Genomic DNA, 19,070 nt, shown 5'->3' with positions numbered 1-19,070 from the left:
GCCCCCAAAAGCCACATCTACCCTCAAACCTTACTACGCTCTAATGGTGAAACTTTTTAAGGCCGAGCTATCTAGGGAAGCTATCAAGTACCTGTTTGTAGGTGCTGCTGGGTTTGTGATCGACACCTCGCTCTTCAACTATTTCTCCATATTTGTTGACTTTGGCGCGGGAGCGGCAAGCCCCGTGGTTAACAAGACGATTTCGGCAATTGTTGCTATTACTTTCACATACCTAGCAAACAGCAGGTGGACATTTAGAAGAAGAAAAGGTCGCCCCGAAGGCATCAAGAGGATTCTGCTCTACGGCGCAGTAAATGCTGCCGGCCTCGGGCTGACATTACTTCCACTTGCCATCTCCAGATACCTTCTCGGCTTCGACTCGCTGCTCGCTGACAACATCAGCGCCAACATAGTTGGAACAGGATTAGCCTTGGTATTTAGGTTTGTGGCGAACAGAATTTGGGTTTTTCCCAAATGAAAATTGGTGTGAAGCGAGCCCCACGCCAGTGGCGGTGACGGTGGGATTTGAACCCACGGTGGACTTTCACCCACACAACTTTTCGAGAGTTGCACCTTCGGCCGCTCGGACACGTCACCGTGTGAAAGCTTAGCTCAAGCTCGCCTTGAGGCAAAAAACTCTTTGAGCACGGCAGTGCACTCGGATTCTAAGATTCCCGCCACTACCTCAACGGGTTTACCTAATCGAGGATCTCTGAGAATGTCATAAACCGATCCAGCTGCACCTACGCGTTCGTCCCAGGCACCGAATACCACACGCGGGATGCGAGCGGCAACAATAGCCCCTGCACACATTACGCAAGGTTCTAGAGTCACAAAAAGAGTGGAATTTTCAAGCCTCCAGTCTTTCGCGGCGTCCCCAGCGTGGCGAATAACCTCGATCTCCGCATGGGATGTCGGGTCGCTTTTTGACTCTCGTTGATTGTGAGCGCTGGCCAAGACTTCACCTGCATCGGAAACCAGGACAGCGCCGACGGGAACTTCTTCTCCTGCAGCTTTAGCTTCCTCTAAAGCGATGTGCATGAAATGCCCAAAGTCCATAGGCTTGAGCTTATGCGACTGACGGTAGCGAATCATCCCCTTATTACCCACAAAATCACGATTCTGAGAGACAAACAGACACCTTCACCAATTTTTCGTTTATTGGTTGAGGAGCTTGTGACGCTTCTGGCATATGAAGCCACGAGAGAGGTAAATGTGACCGAGGTTGAGGTCGAAACTCCGTTGGTAAAAACTCGGGGGCTGAAGTTGTCCCGACCGAGGCCAATAATCATTCCGGTTCTGAGAGCTGGCCTTGGCATGTTGGAGGGAATGACCAAGCTCCTCCCTACGGCTGAGGTTGGATTCCTTGGCATCAAGCGCAACGAAGAAACCCTAGAGCCTTACACCTACGCCAATCGACTGCCCGAAGACCTCTCAGATCGCCAGGTATTCATTGTCGACCCGATGCTTGCCACCGGTGGGACCTTGAACGATTCGATTGATTACGTCTTTGAGCGAGGGGCTAGGGATGCAACTTGCGTTTGCCTTCTTGGTGCACCCGAGGGTGTTGAGAACGTAAGAGCACACCTAGCTCAGAAATGGCCCAATAAGTCAGTGCACGTGGTGCTGGGATCGCTCGACGAGAAACTAAATGAAATTGGTTATATCGTCCCAGGCCTTGGCGACGCAGGAGATCGCCTCTACGGAGTCGCTGACTAGGAGTGGTTGGCGCGGTAGTCGGCTATCGCCATCCTGATACCCTCACGCAGCCGGGCCTTTGCCTTCCAGCCCATCTCGGATAGCAAAGAAACATCCAGCAGCTTCCTTGGAGTCCCGTCCGGTTTAGAGGTGTCCCAACGGGTCTCGCCTTGGTAGCCGACCTCCTCGGCGACGATTTGAGCTAGCTCCTTGATAGTGATGTCTTCGCCCACACCCACATTCACCTGCTGGGCGTCGTCGTAGTTTTCAAGAAGAAAAAGGCTCGCCTCGGCTAAGTCGTCGACATATAGGAATTCACGCAAAGGTGAGCCAGTTCCCCAGTTTGTAACTGAAGGAGCACCCTCAATTCGAGCAGTCTCGTATCGTCTAATCAGCGCAGGTAACACGTGAGACCCTTGCTCGGAGTAGTTATCTCCCGGACCATAGAGGTTTGTTGGCATGGCCGAAATCCACTGCTTGTGATGTTGGCGCCTGACGGACTTAACCTGAGTGATTCCGGCAATCTTTGCGATCGCGTAAGCATCGTTGGTCGGCTCCAAATGTCCGGTCAGAAGCGAATCCTCTTTGATTGGTTGTGGAGCAAACTTTGGATAAATGCAGCTTGACCCCATAAACAACAATCGCTCAACGCCGTATTTGAGCGCGGCATCCATGACATTGACTTGAATCTGCAGATTGACGCTTAGAAAGTCAGCAGGGTAGGTGTTGTTGGCCAGAATTCCGCCAACCTTCGCAGCAGCCAAAACCACATACCTTGGCTTTTCAGAAGCAAAAAACTCAAACACTGCATCGCGGTCAGTTAGATCTAGATCACTCGAAGACTTGCCAACTAGGTTCGTGAAACCGCGCTTTTGCAACTCTCGCCAAATGGCAGAGCCAACCATCCCTCTGTGTCCAGCAACATAGAACTTAGAGGTCTTGTCGAGCGGAAACTTCGAGGTCATAGGAACTTTGGCTTGTCGATCCAGTCAGAACCATCGTGCTTCAAGGCTTCAACATCTGCCTCGACCATGATTCTGGCCAAGTCTGGGGTCATGGTCTTGGCCTTCCATCCAAGCTCGCGCTCAGCAAGCGAGGCGTCACCGATAAGGGCATCCACCTCGGTTGGACGAAGGTAGCGGGAGTCAAACTCAACAAAGTCCTTCCAGTCCAATTCAAGGTGCTGGAAGGTGTAGTCCAGGAAGTCACGAATCGTTGCTGCATATCCGGTCGCCAGCACATAATCCATCGGCTTATCATGCTGAAGCATCCGCCACATGCCCTCGACATACTCAGGGGTGTAACCCCAGTCACGGACCGCGTCTAGGTTGCCGAGGTAAAGCTTTTTCTGAACACCAGCCTTTATTCGGGCTGCTGCACGAGTGATCTTGCGGGTGACAAAAGTTTCACCGCGTCGGGGCGATTCATGGTTGAACAAAATGCCATTCACGGCGAACAGGCCGTAGGCCTCGCGGTAGTTCTTGGTCATCCAATACGAGTAGACCTTCGCAGCACCGTATGGCGACCTTGGATAGAAAGGTGTCTCCTCATTCTGAGGTGGAGGTGTGGCACCAAACATTTCTGAGGAGGATGCCTGGTAAAAACGACTTTGAGGAGAAACGAGCCGGACAGCCTCGAGGACTCGAGTTGTGCCCACGCCTGTTATGTCTCCGGTGTATTCGGGTTCGTCAAAACTCACGCGAACGTGCGACTGAGCGCCTAGGTTGTAAATCTCTTCAGGTTGCAATTCTGCGATTAGGGAAACCAGGCGAGAGCCATCAGAAAGATCTCCGTAGTGAAGAATCATCCGAGCCTGACCGTCATGGCGATCTTGGTATAGGTGATTGATACGAGAGGTATTAAAGCTCGATGCTCGACGGATCAATCCGTGAACCTCGTACCCTTTTTCAAGAAGAAGCTCCGCTAGATATGAGCCATCTTGACCAGTAATTCCAATAATCAGTGCTTTTTTCAACTTCACTCCAACTGATTGGGTGCCCCCAACTGACCCCACAAGCCTACCCTTTGACCATTCGAAACAATTCGTAATGATTTGACATAGTTTGCAATCTTCCGCAAACTATTTGGCAATGACTACTCGAGCACAGCTAGACGGAGCACCTCAGGGTGCCATGATGCCCTGCTCGATGTGTATGTGCATGTGTATGTGCCGCTAATTCAACTGCTCACGAATTAGCCCAATGGCACCAGCACCCCGACAAACGCACGTGATTCGTGCATCAAAAACCGCACACTACACAAAAGGATCTGAGCCAAATGTCACTAAACCTAAAGACCAAGACCGAAATCAAGGGCTTCGCGCTGTACGTTGGTATTTCTGAATCTGACGCCGCAGCCGCCGGAGTATCACTTCAAGAGATTGCCGCGGCACTAAAGCAAAAAATCGCAGATCTAGTTCCAAACAAGGCTTCAGAGACCTACGCAACTGTCGCTATCGCACCAGCTGATGCACCCGGGAGAAACCTTGACATCACTAGGCTGGCCCTTCAGGAGCCACGAGCTACCAAGCAGAAGGTTCAACCCGTCCAGGAGGAAGACAAGGCTGCCAGGGGAATCGTTGTTGATCTAACTCGCAGGCGCTTGTTCGTAGACGGAAGAAATGCCCTGCTTACCTGCAAAGAGTTCGAACTACTCGCATTCCTGATTGAAAACTCTGGTAACACAGTTTCCAGAAGTGAAATCGCTGCTATCGCAGATCGCTGCGGTGAACCTACCCCGAACGCGCGAACCATCGATGTTCACGTTCGTCGCTTGCGTTCAAAGATCGCAGGCTACGAGGACATTGTTAGAACTGTCCGTGGCCAGGGGTACCGCTTTGATAAGCACCCTGACGTATTGATCGAGGAGCTTTAGACTTCACCGGTGCCACGAACGCTAGATTTCCGCGAGGGATTAGAGGTCATAACCAAGCTGACCTTGGAACTCGCGGATCAAATTCCGACTCCGATATTGCTGATTGATGGTCGAGCTGGATCTGGAAAAAGCACATTCGCCCAGCTGCTTAGAGATGAGATCTTCAAGGCCGGTGAGCCAGCCCCGACCGTAGTTTCAATGGATGATCTATATCCGGGCTGGGAGGGCCTACGAGAAGGCTCCAAATATCTGGAAGAGCGGATACTGGGTCCCCTTGCCAGCGGGAAGAAAGCGATCTGGCAGGTCTGGGATTGGGGTCGAAATACCAGGGGCAATGCTGAAGAACCTGGCAATGGTTGGAGAGAGTTCGCTGGCGGAAACATCTTGATAGTCGAGGGCTGCGGCTCTATCTCCCGACTGACCGCCAGCCAAGCGCAAGTGCGAGTATGGATGGACGCTGATCTCTCGACTCGAAAATCAAGGTTTCACGATCGAGATGCTGGGGCCTTTGATCAAAATTGGAGCATCTGGGCGGCCCAGGAAGATGAGTTCTTTGCAGAAGAAGGTAGCGAGTCTTTAGCTGACTTCACCTTAAAAAACTAGTTTGACCGGTTGGCTTTCCAGGTCCTAAAGCCGGCAATGATACTCAGGCCAATAACAACAGCTGCAATCGCATAAACGGTTGAACGAACCCATGGAATTGAATAGGCGAAGTAACCAGCCAAAGTGAGGCCGCTGCCCCACAGCAGGGCACCGACCAAGTTGGCAGAGAAGAACTTGTAGTAATTCATGCGCCCGATGCCGGCTAGGGCCGGAATGATAACCCTTGCCCATGGGATAAATCTTGCAACTACGATCGACCACCAGCCGTAGCGATCATAGAACTGCTCTGAACGCTCGATGCCGCGCTTAATCCACTGACCCTTGCGTTTGTCCAAGTAAGGGCGTCCGTAGTGGCGACCAAGGGTGTAACCAACTTGGTCCCCCAAGAAAGCCGCTATTCCAACACCTATGACCATAACCAGGATGTTTATGGAGTCTTGATGGGCTGCTGAAACCAAGCCTGCAGCGAATACGAGTGAGTCACCGGTTATAAACGGGATGAAGGCACCGATGAATAAACCTGTGCCAGCGAAAACAAGCCCAAAGACGGCCGCGTAGAAGAGAATTGGGCCGATTTGATCAAACCAACCGACGATGTCACTAGTTACTGACATCCGAAAAGTTGTTGGCACGGGTAGAAGTCTAACTTCTGCCAATTAGCGCGTAAGGCCGTGAAGGATTATCTCTTCCAGGGACTTGCGAGTTCTGGGAGCGGACTCGCGCTCTTGCAGCTCTGCAGGAACACCAGAGACATCGCCCTGCTTGCCAATGGCAATCACATTCACTACCCAAACTCCAGAGACTTCGAGGATGGCCTCAATGTGATCATGGACGATGCCGCCCATGTAGTGAGCCTTGAGACCCATCGCTTCGGCCTCAAAAACAACCTGAGCAGACATCAGACCTGCGTTGTAGAAGGCGATTGCCTTATCCCAGGGATTTCCGTCAGGTCGAACCTGATCTGCCATGACTACTACAAACGCCGATGCCTTAGGTGCCCAGGTTTGATTGAATCCGGTCAAGCCTGAGTGAGAAATAGCTTGGAACTCTGGAGTTTCACGAGTAAGAATTGCGAGCTTCCAAGGTTGAGCGTTGTTCGAGCTCGGTGCCCATCTGGCAGCTTCAGCCAAGGCCAGGACATCGCCATGGCTTAGTTCGTGACTTGTGTCGAATACCCTTGGGCTCCACCTGTTGGCGATCAAATCTGAAATGGGGACGATAGTTTCTGCAGGCTTTGAAATTGAATCACTCACGCTATAACCAACTCCACTTCGCTCCATTGACTTCCCAACTCACTTCTTCGCACTGAGATATAGACCTATCGAAATCAACGGGATTCCCAGCAACAAGCCTGGCGTGACAGGCTCGCTCAGGAAAAGTGTCCCAAGGAGCAGCGCGACGGCTGTGTTCACATAGGTGATCAAGCTTGCCTTTACTGGGCCAACTTCCTTGAGCAGCTCGAAGAAAATGACAAACGCGAGAGCTGAGCAAACAAGACCCAAAACTACTAGAGCGATCCAGGCATGAGCTGTTGGTTCAGCAACCAGCTCGCGCGGTAGCTCGGAAAGAGCGGACGGTGAATACACTAGTGCCACAAGAGCCATGCTCAATCCAATGACGCCCGATGTGGGAACCTCTCTCATCTTTACATTCGCCATGATTGGGGCAATCGCATAACCAAGTGCGGCCAATACGACCGCACTCACCCAAATCGGATCGATGTGCCCCAATAGAGAGTCGATGCCCACGAGAGCGACGACTCCGGTGAATCCGATCAACATGCCCAACAACGGAACCGGCTTGAGGGCAGTTCTGTCTTTGAACACAAGAGCCATAATCGCGACAGCAAAGAATGGGACGGTCGATACAAGAAGTCCAGATAGTCCCGAAGGTATGTGTTTGCCCGCCTCTGTTATCAGGAACCACGGCACAACCATTTCCAAAACTGCAAAAAGCACGACATATGGCCATGCTTGGAGAGCAGGTCTGATGCCACCTACCTTGATCGCATATGGGATCAGGACGACCGCACCAAGTAAGGTTCGGGCAAAGACGATTGTTGATGTCGAAAAAGACTCAAGTGCCCAAACAATAAAGAAATAAGGAAGACCCCAAAAGAGCCCAGCTAGAAGGAAAAGAATCAGACCCTTTTTAGACACCTGGCAAGACTACAGACTCAGCCGATGAAATGGGAATCGGGTGGACCCTAAGGTCCACCCGATCCGGTTAGTTAGTTTTTGAAACTACTTGATGGTGATAGTCGCCACGTTCTCTAGAGTGCCGTTTACATAAACAGCTACCGCAACGGAGCGACCTACAGCTGACTTGCGGCTGAATAGGTAGTTCTCGTTTAGAGAGGTGTACTTGTACCAGTTGCCACCAACCTTGACTGCAACAACTGCGCCCTTCGCGTTCTCAACGCGAACTGCCCAGCGGCCGTTGAAGGTGCCGATCACTGCGTTGACCTCAGGAGCTGGAGCAACTGCTGGGGCATCGATCGCAATGGTCTTCGTAACGGTGATGTCGTCAGCGGCAACGGCGGTTGGCTTGAAAGTTGCCTTTACGGTACCGGTTCCGGTCTCGCCAGCAAGCACTAGCACCTGGAAGGAGAACTTTCCATCTTCGTCAGTAGCAATTGAACCGACGTTGAATGGGAGGCCCTTACCAGTCCACTCCACCGATACCTTCTTGTCCGCTGTTGTAGCAACTGGGTTGCCATTAGCGTCGGTGAGAGTACCAGAGATTACGTTTGTCTGACCAGGCAACATGGTGGCAGATGCAATTGTGATGTTCTTTGCGCTCTGCACCTGTGCGGCAGTTACTACGATCTGTGAGGTGGTGGTAACGGTTCCCACAGTGAAGCTAACGGTGTGGGTTCCGGCCTTGGTGCTTGCGAACTTCAAAGAAAGATCTCCAGAGGAGTCAGTTCTTAGAGTCGCTGTAGCGGAGTATGTCTTGGAATCGGCCAGGTCCTGAATGAACAAGCCCGGAGCGGAAACCACTACATCTGAACCAGGATTTACAGCCTTGATTGCAATGGAAGTTGCGGACCAGCTGTACTTACCGCTCGCAGCTGCATAAGAAATGCTCGCAGAAGCGGTAGCTAAAGCTGAGCCAGTGAAGGCATTCGCAATCGTAGTGACCTTAATGGTGATGGTTGTTCCCGTGGTTCCGTCCACCCAAGTGTTGGTGTCTGGGTTTAGGGTCTGGACAACGGGCACGATGGTTGCCGAACCAGTCTTGGTAACTGGGTTTGCAGTGAAGTCAAATGATGCCTTACCTGCAGTTACAGTTGCATATGACACGGTCGGGTTTCCCTGGAATCCAGAGTCGCCACCTGCGGTCAGCTTGATTCGCTGATTCGTGCGGTCAGAGGCAACACCCCACTGGTCCTCAACATCGAAGTTCAGCTTCACTGCGGTTCCAGGAGTGGTTGAGTACAGGTCATACTCGTTCACTACCACAAAACCAGGAAGGTCTGGGTTCAAAGTTGCAGCCTTGGTAAGGTTTGATACCTCGCTAGTTACCGTGATCACGAAGTTAGCGTGAGCGTCAGTGATACCTGCGGAGGCTAGAGTGAAGCTAGCCTTGCCATCTGTTCCAGTGGTAAGCGACATTGCGGTTGGGTATGAGGTAGTAGCGGCGCCACCATCGATAGAGATGGTCTTGCCAGCATCAACACTCAAGCTTTCACCAGTGATTGCAACCTTCAAAGCCTCGCCAGACACAGTTGCTGAGTTGCTCATGGCAGTCACGGTCACCTTGTATGTCTTGTTTGGACGGACGTTGTAGGTCACTCCAGAAGTAGTGGTGCCGCTTGCAGAAACTGCATCGTCACCAGCCTCTACCAGAACCACAAGCGCGGTCGCGGTTGCACGAGACGCAGTTACAGTCACAAGGCTTCCGACACGAGAACCATCAGTCACCGCGCTTAGAGCGGCAGAGTGGTAACGAAGGGAGAACTCGTACTTTTCGTTTCCAGCAATAGTGGTTAGACCGGCAGATTGTGAAACAATTCCACCTCTAGCGAATGCCTGAGCTGCGGTGACGTTGTTGCCAACGAACGAAGTAGAGGCAGAGGTTGAGTAAGCCAGCCTGAACTGACCACTAATGTTTGCAAGGTTCACTCCAGTGACAGTGGCACTTACAGTTACCCCATTGGTGCCCACGCCCAGCGCAGAGTTACTGAGAACAGCGGTGAGTGCAGTTGGGTGAAGCAAGGTCACGCTCTGGGTGGTAAACCACTCGTCGGAGTTGATGGTGTCATTGGAGACGCCACCTTGGATGTCCTGGAAGGCGGTGACCTTCAGAGTCACTGCACTCCAAGATGCCAGTCCTGATGCGGAGCTGGCCTTGAAGTTAAGGTGAGCGACACCGGAAGCGTTTACTACTGCCGCAACGGTGATGGAGGTGCTTCCAGCCTGCATGTAACCCTGAGTAGCAGTCGGGGCTGAAGGTGAGGTGGATGTGATTGCGGACATGTCAGTAGCGGTCGCGCTAGCGCTGACCACGACATCCATGTTGGTTCCGGCAGTCTTCTCGACCTTGAAGATGACAGTGGTGTTCGCAAGCGACGTATTTCCAGGCTTCGCCTGAACGTAGATCGGGAAGTCATCCACCAAAGTACCTACAAATGCAGATGATGTGGTTCCGTTCTCGGCGACCGGGTAAACACCAATGTTTGCACCATCAGTTGCTGCCTGCGCCGGAGCGGAGACGAACAGTGATGCAACCAGGGCGAAGATCGCGCCAAGAGCCAAACCTCTGCGGTTTGAGTTCTTTTGCATAGTTTTCTTTCTTTCTTGGTTTACCAAAACCCATGGGGGAAATGGCTGTAAGAGCGAACTACCACCAACCAAGCAGGAGATATCCCACTCTTACAGGCTTAGGTAACCAGAGGCGGTCCCTCCCTGTTACTAAGGGGTAGGGGAGTCTATTTGGACATGTCTGAGTAATGTCCGGACTTGACCAAGATGGGGGACGAAACGCTCTCGCATTTTCAAATGTCTGGACTTTGAATGTATGTACAGGAACTAATTAGGGGGTTTCGAATGCTTGCACTCGAGTTCTTAGAGAACGCGACCGGGGTGATTACCTCATCATCAGACAGCTACGAATTATGCAGGAACGTTGTCCATGGAGATTTTTTGGGTGCGGGGGCATCGGGTTCTCAATTGGTTGCAATAGATCAGAAAGGCAGCCTGCGGGTAATTGCCTCTTACGGAAACTCATATCCGATTCCTGAAGGGCTATCTCTCTGGGATGACAACCCGATCTCCAAGGCACTGGGTTCTAAGGAAGTTGCATCCTTCGCTTGGGAGAACGCGTTCATTACGGTGTTCCCTTTTTATAAGTCGATGGCACCAGTTGGTGGCCTAGTAGTCGTTTCAGGAAAGAAGGTGGCGAAGCTAGAGGACTCAGCGAAGAACGTCTTGGCTCAGCTCGGTGCGTTCTACCTGGACACCAACGGACTCAACATCAAGCAAGGTGCTGTTCGAACAGAGGGAAACCCTGAGGAGTTGACCGATCGTCAGCGACAGGTGCTCAGTTACATGGCGCTGGGCCAAACCAATGCAGAAATTGCCAGAGTTATGTTGCTTTCGGAGTCAACCATTCGCCAAGAGACAGTCCGGATATATCGAGCGCTAGGTGTCAACAGTAGAACTGAGGCTTCCAAAAAGGGTAAGGCCCTCGGGTTGATACCAAAACAGTCACTGGCAAGCTAAACAGTTAAATGGATAGCCCCCCTGTTTCCAGGGGGGCTATCGGTTTTTTGGAGAGTGTTGAAACTACTTCACAACGATGGTTGCAACGTTCTCTAGCTGGCCGTTTACATAAACAGCAACTGCGAGGGTACGACCCTTAACCGACTTGCGGCTGAATAGGTAGTTCTCGTTTAGAGAGGTGTACTTGAACCAGTTGCCGCCAACCTTGACGGAAACTACTGAGCCCTTTGCGTTCTCAACGCGAACTGCCCAGCGGCCGTTGTAGGTACCGATAACTGCGTTTACCTCAGGAGCAGCAGCCTTCGCAACAGCGATGGTTAGCACCTTGGTGATGGCGTTAGCGGTGGTGCCGTCCTTCGAGTAGGTAGCGGTGATGACGACGTTGCCCTCATCAGCGGAACCTAGCAGAACGGTTACGGTTGCCTCACCGGAGCTGTTTAGCTTGGTTGGTAGTGCGCCAACGAAGCCAAGGCCAGTCACGGTTACACCGAAGGACTCGGTAGCAGCATCGTCAGCAGCGATTACGTTGCCGAACTCATCCTTTAGAGAGATCTTTGCAACGATGGTCTTGCCTGGCTCGATGGTGTTACCTGCAGCGTTAGAGGTTACGTCTAGCGCTGAGCCGTTGGTGCCGTTAGGGGTGTTCACCTTGATGGTGGTTGAAGCAGTCGCGGTGCCAGCAACATAGTTGAAGGTCGCGGTGCCAGCAACGTGCACGTATGCCGAGATGGTGAAGTTTCCGTTGCCATCAGCGGTGGTGGTGTAGGTGTTAGCTACAGCAGCCACGCCCTGAGAAGCGTTGGAGAACTTTGCACCGGTCGAGGTTACGGTTACAGACTGACCTGCGTGGTTTACCTTTCCAGTGATCTCAACCTTGTTGGTGAAACCAGCGGTGTTGCTGGTGGTTGCGCGAGCAACATCAACAGCGGTTGAGTGAGTTGGAGCAGTGGTGAACGAAGCTGCTACTGAGGTTGCCTTTACAACAACTACAGATGCGGTGACTGCGGTTGAGACAGTTGACCAGTTAAGGGTGCTGGTGTTCTGTGACTCAAGTGCGATGTTCTCTACGTTCAGGGTCGCTGCAGAGCTGGTTGCAGTGAAGTCAACCTTTGCTGCGCCTGCGGATAGGTTCACGTACTTGGTGGTGCCGTTGTAGGCAACTGCAACACGGTGGCCTGCAGGAGCTGCAACGCCCCACTGGTCAGCAACGGTGTAGTCAACCGAGAATGCGCCCGAAGGTGCAACGGTTAGGTAACCAGTGCCAGCAGCGGTCGCGGTGTACTGTGCGTCCTTCTGAGTGGTGGTGAACAGGTCAGAAACTACGTTCTGTGAAGTGAAGCGGAAGCCGATGGTTGCATCTGCAGCGAGGCCCGCGCTGGTCACGTTCAGGGTTACGTTTCCGCTTGCGTCAGTAGTTAGAGCAAGAGCGGTTGGTAGCTTCGCGCTGTCAGTGTAGGTCACACCGTTCACGGTGATGGTGGTGCTTGATCCCAGGGTCGCGCTGGTGGTGACAAGTGCGGTAACTGCGACACCTGCAACGCCAGAAGCGGTTGAAGTGTTGCCGTTTAGGACCTTACCGGTCACTGCGAATGCGGAGTTCTTGCGAACCAAGGTGCCCTTAGCGTTGTCGCTGGTTACTGCAGAAGCAGTAACAACAACAGCTGAAGCTGCGGTCACGGTTAGGGTCGAAGAAGCTGCGCCAATCTGAGTGGTTCCAACCTTTACAACTGCAGAAACAGTTGCGTTAGCAGCAAGCGCTGATACAGCGGTTGAGTAAACGCCGCTAGCCAATGTTGCGGAACCGGTAGCGGTGCCACCGATGGATGCAACGAAGGTAACGGAGCTCTGAACCTGGTCAGCGTTGATGTCAGTCAAGGAGGCGGTTCCCTTTAGAGAAGTGTCGCCCTGGATTGGCTGGGTTAGTGCAACTACAGATGCAACGTCAGAGTACTTCTTGAAAGAAATGGTCTGGGCTGACTGTGGCTCTGCTGCATCTACAACACCGTCGTTGTCAACGTCGATGAACGCGGTGACGGTAACGGTTACAGATGCTGAAGCGGTGGTTGCGCCGTCAATTGCTAGACGGAAGTAATTACGGGAGGTCTGGGTTGCGCCAGCGGCTGGAACTACCTCAGAGGTGGATCCGGTGAGGATCTCCTTGTCAACAAGCGCAGCGGTTGCGCTGGTGCTGGAAACAGCATCAACGTCGAACCCGGTCGCCTTCGAAACTGCATACTTCAGCTGAGCGCCGCCGGATGGGTTAGCTGAACCCAAAACGGTCTCTAGGGTGAAGGTCTCAGTCACGAGCGTGTTGTAGCCGGTACCTGCAGATGGCTTTAGCTCAAACGCTACGTTTGCTGATGCTGGTGCGGAGACCAGACCTGCGAACGCTAGTGATAGAGCGGAAGCAATCGCAAGACCCCTACGAGTCGTGTTCTTGAACATTCGTTCTCTTTCTTTCTTGGTTTCCAATCGGCCTTGGGGCCGATTGGTTTGAGAGCGAGCAAGCACCAACCAAGCAGGAGCTCACACACCCTCTAGTCCAAGATAACGGACATAATGTCCAGACATTACGATTTGGATACAAAAAAGTTTGAGCCTTTTTCCAAGGCCGCTATTTAGTAGTTGGACTTGATAGTCAAAGAAGAAGTAATTGGCGATGCTGCATCGTCGAGAACGATCTCGAGGCGGATCTTGCCATTGCCCAAAACAGAGTTCTCGATAACCACGTTACCGAGCTTGCCATCGGCATTTCCGACTACAAGATCCGTGGCACCGAGCATCAAAACCGTGCGGCCTTGAGAATCAGTAGTTTTTGATGCGATCCAAGTTTTCGGAAGTGCATAGAACATTGCGTCTCCGACCTTGAATTCAAACCAAGCTGACTGGATGCCGTTTTCGGTGTTTAGGTCGTAAACCACGTTGGCCTTTAGGCCAGCTGAGTTCAATACGCTTACCTCACCCGTGGAAGCGGAAACAATTCGGCCCTCAGTCTCTGAGGAGAGCGATTCGAGAGTCCGCGCTCCCAGAATCGGCTTCAAAGTTGCAACCATTAGCTCCTGCTCGGTAAGCAAGTCGCCCTTGGGCTCTGGTGTTGCCTGGGTAGTGGTGTTGACCGTTGCGGTCATTACAACTGTCTCAGCTTCGATAACTGAATCTGCAACCGGGGCAAGATCTGATGGTGAAGCTGGGGTTTCTTCTGCAACCTCAACCTCAGTCGGCTCTGAAGGAGAGGTGATGGTCGGCTCTGGAGCTGAGATCTCCTGCTCAGACACCGATGGTGAGAGGTTTGGCAGCACACCGATGGAGATTGCTAGAACCAGCAAGAAAGCACCTGCAGCAGAGACATACTTGCCGCTCTCGGCAGCTGCCTTGCGAGCAGCGATCGAGAGGATCTGAGACATCGATAGTCCTGCGGTCTCTGCCTCGCCAATAAGCGCCTTCTTGAATGCGGCGCGGGCGCGGAACAGAAGTTGACGGAATGCGTTGTCACTGAGACCCATCTGGGCAGCCACGACCTCTTGAGGCTTCTCCTCATACAGGGTCGCAATCAGCGCCTCGCGGTGACGAGGTTGGAGCTTGGCCAGCGCCATGGAGACAATCGCAGCGTCTTCGGCACGCTCAAGGTCCTGGCTGATCTCTGGGTCACTCGATGCAAACTCTGGCTGGTCATCAATTGGAGCCATGGTTGCGCGGCTGTTGGAGCGAATTACATCAAGAGCAAGCAGCCTGGTCTTCCACTTCAAGAACTTCAAAACTCCAAGCTCGGAGTCGAGCTCTGGAAGTGAGGTCATTAAATATAGGAATGCGTCTTGAACTACTTCCTCAACCTGTGATGGGTTCTGGAGGTAGCGACGAGCATGACGCTCTAGGTGTGGGCGAAAGCGAACGTAGATGCTCGCAAAGTCTTTGGCAGTCCAGTCCTTTAGAACGGCTGGAGTCAGTGAATCGGCAAAGTGCTCTCGAAATTCAGGTAGGCCAAACTCCTCGTCGGACTCCTCATCTAGGAGCTGCTCTAAGGGGTCTTCCCCAAAAGTCTTTGGGTCTTCAATGTTTGCCATACAAAAATCACTATACGCCCGTAGTCAATACCCGTTACGGTCAGGGGTTATTTGCCGTTTGCTAGGTAGACTCCCTGCTTGTGAAGGTATCGGTCATCGGCCTTGGATATTTGGGGGCCACACACGCAGTCGCTATGGCGGAGCTTGGTCATGAGGTTGTAGGTCTTGAACCTGACCCCAAGAAGCTCGAGGCTCTAAAAGCGGGAGTCCTTCCATTCCACGAACCTGGTCTCGATGAGGCTCTGTCTCGCGTATTGAAAACAGGCAAAATCACCTTTCAGGCCGAGCACAATCACCATTCAGCGAGCGCCGACCTCCACTTCATCTGTGTTGGCACACCTCAGCGCTCTGGCAGCGATGCAGCTGATACCTCCTATGTAATGGCCGCTGCCAAGGCGCTTGCTCCTCACCTCAGACCAGATGCTGTTGTTGCTGGTAAATCAACCGTCCCGGTTGGGACCGCGACCGAATTGCAGAAGGTAATGACTGAGATTACTGGGTTTGATGTGAACCTGGCTTGGAACCCAGAGTTTCTGCGCGAGGGAACCGCGCTAGAAGACTCCTTGCGACCAGACCGAATTGTGGTGGGCGCATGGAACGAGCACTCGGTTGAAGTGATCAAGGCCGCTTACGCTCCGATCTTGAACCTAGGTACGCCGTTCTTGGTTTTGGATGTGCCGACCGCTGAGTTGGTTAAGGTGGCAGCCAACGCATTCTTGGCAACCAAGATCAGCTTCATAAATGCCATGGCTGAGGTGGCAGAAGTATCAGGCGCTGATGCTGTTTCGCTCGCCAAAGCAATTGGTTATGACGAACGTATTGGAAACAAGTTCCTTAGAACCGGCATCGGTTTTGGTGGCGGTTGCCTACCCAAGGACATCCGCGGCTTTATGGCAAGAGCTGAAGAGCTCGGTGTTGGCTCGGCAGTCGAGTTCCTAAAAGACGTTGATGCCATCAATCTCCGAAGACGCGACAAGGTGGTCGCGCTTGCCAAGAGTGAGCTTGGGGATGTTCGGGGCAAGCGCGTAACCATGTTGGGTATTTCGTTCAAGCCAGACAGTGATGACCTTCGCGACTCCCCCGCACTTGAGATTGCTCAGCGACTAAGTCGCGAAGGTGCCGAGGTGACGGTTCATGACCCAGTATCACTCTCTGCACTTGCCGAAAAGGAACCGGCCCTTGGTCGTGAGGCTGATCTAGTAGAGGCCGTTCGTGAGGCGGACCTGGTGATTTTGGGAACCGAGTGGAAGCAATACAAAGACGCTGACCCTCACGCTCTTGGCGCGGTGGTTGCGAACAAGACAGTCATCGATGGCCGCAATGTGCTTGATGTTGCAGCCTGGCAATCAGCTGGCTGGAAAGTGATTGCGCTGGGTCGCAGTATTCAAAATGGCTGATCTCAAGAACATCTCATTTGTGATGCCCGTTCGGGATGAAGAGAAATACCTCAGGACAGCTGTTGAGTCGGTCTTCGCCCAGCAGGTGCCCGGCGAAATGGAACTGATCCTGGCCATTGCCCCCAGCAAAGATCAGACCATGGAGATTGCCATGCAGTTGGCAACCGAGTTTGGTGAAAAGCTGCAGATTGTCGAAAACCCTGAGGGCATTACCCCGATTGCGCTAAACCTTGCGATTGCCAAGGCTCGTTACGAGGTTGTGCTCAGAGTAGATGCCCACTCCGACCTAAGCGATGGCTATGCCGCTCTTGCCGTCGAGATTTTGAATCAAACCGGTGCTGCGAATGTGGGCGGCATGATGGTGGCCAAAGGCAAGAGTGATTTTCAATCAGCGGTTGCCTATGGCTATAACGACCGCATCGGGCTTGGCGGTGGGGCATTTCACGTTGGTGGCGAGGCTGGGCCCAAGGAGACTGTTTATCTAGGTGTCTTTAGAAAGTCAGTTTTAGATGAGCTCGGTGGTTTTGATCCGTTTTGGGTTAGAGGTCAAGACTGGGAGCTAAACCAGCGAATTCGCAAAGCCGATTACCAAGTTTGGTTTGATCCACGGCTGCAGGTTGGCTACTACCCCAGATCGAGTTGGGAAGAGTTGGCACGGCAGTTTTTCAAAACCGGTAGGTGGCGTGGTGCGCTAACTAGAAACAATCCCGCGGACTCCTCGGTTCGCTACTGGATTCCACCCATTCTGGTGCTGTCACTGGTTTGGGGATTCCCGCTTGGGCTATACCTACTCGCAATCGGAATCTATGTGTTTACCCGCAGTGGACCAAGCAATAACGTGAAGGCCTGGTTGATGCTGGTGCTACCAACCATGCACTTTGCCTGGGGCTTGGGTTTTTGGTGGGGCTTATTTAGAGGGGTATCGCGGGGGTAGCTGGTAGTTTTTACCCGTGAGTAACCGAGACGTAGTCATCTGCAGTTTTTACACCCCTGACGCCTACTATGGCGGCCACGCCAAAGAGCTTCGCGAGCAGCTTGACTCGCTGGGCATCGCGCACGAGCTTTTGGAAATCCAAAAGCGTCCCGGCGAAGACTGGGCCGATGTCACCAGACGCAAGATTGGCTTTATCCGCGAGATCTGTCACAAGCACCCAACCAAGATGGTGTTCTGGATTGACGTTGACTGCCGCATCACTCACCTACCCGATTTCATCTCTAACACCACCGCTGACCTAATTGGTTTCCAGCGCAGCTTTGGTAGCCCGCTTCAGATCGGCTATCACAACCGCACCCGCTTCTGGGAGCCAAGCTTCTGGGGCGTAAACGCCACCGAGCAGGGCCGCAAGCTAGTTGAAGATGCCTATGACCTGGAGCAGCGTGCTGATATCAAGGCAACCGATGACTATTTCTTGGAAGAGGCTTGGCGAGCAAATGCCAAGAAGCTAACTTTCCAGCTCATCCCCTCAACCTGCATCGTCAAGGACCGCAAGCTCGCTGAGCCTGGTGCTCGTGAGGCATTCTTCGTATTCGGTTCCTCGGGCAATGTTGCAGAGTTCAAGGACAAGGTTGTGCAGCACGGTGCTGGCAAGAAGTCCAGCCCAAGAAAGAAGCTTCTCAAGCAGGCGAAGAAAATTGAAAAGGCATTGCCGGACTCAATCAAGAAGCCACTGCGTCGAATTGCAGACTCTGCCGGCATTACCGGTGTGCTGACTGCAGGCAAGGCCAAGAGCATTGACCCTGAGCGCAGCCGTATGGTTGGTGAAATGCTCGGCGGTGGCATCAAGGGCGATGGTGCCCTGTTTATCAAGGCCAAAGCTGAGTTCGAGAACAAATACATCGCGAGCTTCGGTGAGGCATCAATCATTGAGGCTGCAGAGGCATTTCTCTCATACTCCGCCAAGGAGTCTGAGGACAAGATTCGTTTGGCCTGGTGGTCAAAGCCATTCCCGGGCAACTTTGGGGACTGGCTAAGCCCACTGATGATCTCGCACTACACCGATGCTCGGATTGTGCTGCAGTCACCGGTGAAGCCAGCCGCTAAGCCCCACCTGATTTCCCTTGGTTCGATTGGTCGTTTCATCAAGTCCAACTCGGTTGTGATCGGTACCGGTATCTCAACCGATGACATCGAACTAAATCGCAAGGCGCAGTATGTCTCGGTTCGTGGTCCAATCACCGCCAGAGTGCTGAAGCAATCTGGCGGTCCCGCCATCGAGGCCTTTGGTGACCCAGGTCTCGCGCTGAGCCGCGTCATCCCGGTGACTCGCGGAGCAACCAACGGCAAGATTGCATTTATTCGTCACTTCTCCCACACCTCAGCTCCGATGCAACTACCCGAGAATGTCGAAGAGCTCTCGGTTTTGATGTCTCGCCCAACTGACATTGCAGAGTTTGTGGGCAAGCTGGCTCAGTATGACGCAGTGATTACCTCGGCCATGCACGTGATGATCACCTGCCAGTCCTATGGAATTCCATGTGGACTGGTGACCTTTGAAGGTTATGAGGAGAACGTTCACGGCTCAGGAATCAAGTACGGTGACTACGCCCAGGGTGCCGGAGTTGAGGTAATGAACCCGCAGGTTGTGCCACTAGATCTTCGCAAGGCAAACCTCGACAACTTAATTCGAGACATCAAGGTCTCTGAGGCCAAGAAGGACGAAGTCATCGAGCACATCAAGGCAGGCATTGCAAAGGTTCGAAAGAAGTAGCTA

General features: G+C 52.8%; 17 protein-coding genes and 1 tRNA gene. 8 read left to right on the top strand and 10 right to left on the bottom strand.

Annotation, left to right across the window (positions count from 1 at the left end; genetic code table 11):
* Positions 1-46 precede the first annotated feature (46 nt).
* Positions 47-478, top strand: a complete 432-nt coding sequence (locus tag OO713_RS00760; RefSeq protein ID WP_264785715.1) for a GtrA family protein — start codon at positions 47-49, stop codon at positions 476-478.
* 29 nt (positions 479-507) lie between these two features.
* Here the strand turns inward: OO713_RS00760 and OO713_RS00755 are convergent.
* Positions 508-597: transfer RNA gene (locus OO713_RS00755), tRNA-Ser, on the bottom strand.
* Between the two features lie 15 nt (positions 598-612).
* Complete coding sequence (gene tadA / locus OO713_RS00750) at positions 613-1,059, bottom strand: tRNA adenosine(34) deaminase TadA (RefSeq protein ID WP_264785714.1); 447 nt, start codon at positions 1,057-1,059, stop codon at positions 613-615.
* A 12-nt stretch (positions 1,060-1,071) separates the two neighbouring features.
* On the opposite strand from tadA, the gene upp reads away from it, so the two are divergent.
* On the top strand, positions 1,072-1,719 hold the full coding sequence (gene upp, locus OO713_RS00745; protein ID WP_264785712.1) for a uracil phosphoribosyltransferase: 648 nt from the start codon (positions 1,072-1,074) through the stop codon (positions 1,717-1,719).
* On the opposite strand, the gene OO713_RS00740 is transcribed toward upp, so the two are convergent.
* Together OO713_RS00740 and gmd are read right to left on the bottom strand one after the other, a co-directional pair.
* Positions 1,716-2,663: a GDP-L-fucose synthase gene (locus OO713_RS00740; protein WP_264785711.1), complete on the bottom strand. Its 948-nt coding sequence runs from the start codon at positions 2,661-2,663 to the stop codon at positions 1,716-1,718. The two genes, upp and OO713_RS00740, sit on opposite strands and share 4 nt — an antisense overlap.
* The gene (gmd, locus tag OO713_RS00735; protein WP_264785709.1) at positions 2,660-3,679 is read right to left on the bottom strand and encodes a GDP-mannose 4,6-dehydratase; all 1,020 of its coding nucleotides are present in this window, start codon (positions 3,677-3,679) and stop codon (positions 2,660-2,662) included. The genes OO713_RS00740 and gmd overlap by 4 nt, the downstream gene beginning before the upstream one ends.
* 296 nt (positions 3,680-3,975) lie before the next feature.
* On the opposite strand from gmd, the gene OO713_RS00730 reads away from it, so the two are divergent.
* Positions 3,976-4,572, top strand: coding sequence for a winged helix-turn-helix domain-containing protein (locus OO713_RS00730; protein WP_264785708.1), 597 nt, complete (start codon positions 3,976-3,978; stop codon positions 4,570-4,572).
* A gap of 9 nt (positions 4,573-4,581) precedes the next feature.
* Positions 4,582-5,175, top strand: a complete 594-nt coding sequence (locus OO713_RS00725) for an ATP-binding protein (protein ID WP_264785707.1) — start codon at positions 4,582-4,584, stop codon at positions 5,173-5,175.
* Here OO713_RS00725 and OO713_RS00720 read toward each other — a convergent pair.
* From OO713_RS00720 to OO713_RS00705, 4 genes are all read right to left on the bottom strand, one after another.
* Positions 5,172-5,789, bottom strand: a complete 618-nt coding sequence (locus OO713_RS00720; protein ID WP_264785706.1) for a DedA family protein — start codon at positions 5,787-5,789, stop codon at positions 5,172-5,174. The genes OO713_RS00725 and OO713_RS00720 overlap by 4 nt on opposite strands.
* Before the next feature lie 42 nt (positions 5,790-5,831).
* Positions 5,832-6,428 carry a nitroreductase family protein gene (locus OO713_RS00715; RefSeq protein WP_264785705.1) on the bottom strand — a complete coding sequence of 199 codons (597 nt, stop codon included), beginning with the start codon at positions 6,426-6,428 and terminating at the stop codon, positions 5,832-5,834.
* A 39-nt stretch (positions 6,429-6,467) separates the two neighbouring features.
* A complete protein-coding gene (locus tag OO713_RS00710) occupies positions 6,468-7,334 on the bottom strand; it encodes a DMT family transporter (RefSeq protein ID WP_264785704.1) in 867 nt (288 codons plus the stop codon).
* A gap of 84 nt (positions 7,335-7,418) precedes the next feature.
* On the bottom strand, positions 7,419-9,962 hold the full coding sequence (locus tag OO713_RS00705; RefSeq protein ID WP_264785703.1) for a hypothetical protein: 2,544 nt from the start codon (positions 9,960-9,962) through the stop codon (positions 7,419-7,421).
* Between the two features lie 264 nt (positions 9,963-10,226).
* On the opposite strand from OO713_RS00705, the gene OO713_RS00700 reads away from it, so the two are divergent.
* Positions 10,227-10,901, top strand: a complete 675-nt coding sequence (locus tag OO713_RS00700; RefSeq protein ID WP_264785702.1) for a LuxR C-terminal-related transcriptional regulator — start codon at positions 10,227-10,229, stop codon at positions 10,899-10,901.
* A 63-nt stretch (positions 10,902-10,964) separates the two neighbouring features.
* Here the strand turns inward: OO713_RS00700 and OO713_RS00695 are convergent, their stop codons facing one another.
* Positions 10,965-13,346 carry a hypothetical protein gene (locus OO713_RS00695; protein WP_264785701.1) on the bottom strand — a complete coding sequence of 794 codons (2,382 nt, stop codon included), beginning with the start codon at positions 13,344-13,346 and terminating at the stop codon, positions 10,965-10,967.
* A 173-nt stretch (positions 13,347-13,519) separates the two neighbouring features.
* On the bottom strand, positions 13,520-14,962 hold the full coding sequence (locus OO713_RS00690) for a sigma-70 family RNA polymerase sigma factor (RefSeq protein WP_264785700.1): 1,443 nt from the start codon (positions 14,960-14,962) through the stop codon (positions 13,520-13,522).
* 80 nt (positions 14,963-15,042) lie between these two features.
* Between OO713_RS00690 and OO713_RS00685 the strand changes: the two genes are divergently transcribed.
* From OO713_RS00685 to OO713_RS00675, 3 genes are read left to right on the top strand one after another with little or no spacing between them, the layout of a single operon-like run.
* Positions 15,043-16,359: a UDP-glucose/GDP-mannose dehydrogenase family protein gene (locus OO713_RS00685; RefSeq protein ID WP_264785698.1), complete on the top strand. Its 1,317-nt coding sequence runs from the start codon at positions 15,043-15,045 to the stop codon at positions 16,357-16,359.
* Complete coding sequence (locus tag OO713_RS00680) at positions 16,352-17,293, top strand: glycosyltransferase family 2 protein (RefSeq protein WP_264785697.1); 942 nt, start codon at positions 16,352-16,354, stop codon at positions 17,291-17,293. The genes OO713_RS00685 and OO713_RS00680 overlap by 8 nt, the downstream gene beginning before the upstream one ends.
* Before the next feature lie 16 nt (positions 17,294-17,309).
* Positions 17,310-19,067, top strand: a complete 1,758-nt coding sequence (locus OO713_RS00675) for a polysaccharide pyruvyl transferase family protein (protein ID WP_264785696.1) — start codon at positions 17,310-17,312, stop codon at positions 19,065-19,067.
* The last annotated feature ends 3 nt before the right edge of the window (positions 19,068-19,070 follow it).

Origin of the sequence: Aquiluna sp. KACHI24 (assembly GCF_025997915.1) — a bacterium.
Taxonomy (GTDB): Bacteria; Actinomycetota; Actinomycetes; order Actinomycetales; family Microbacteriaceae; genus Aquiluna.
The sequence above is the reverse complement of the archived record's forward strand: the minus strand, read 5'-3'. Positions and strand labels throughout refer to the sequence as shown.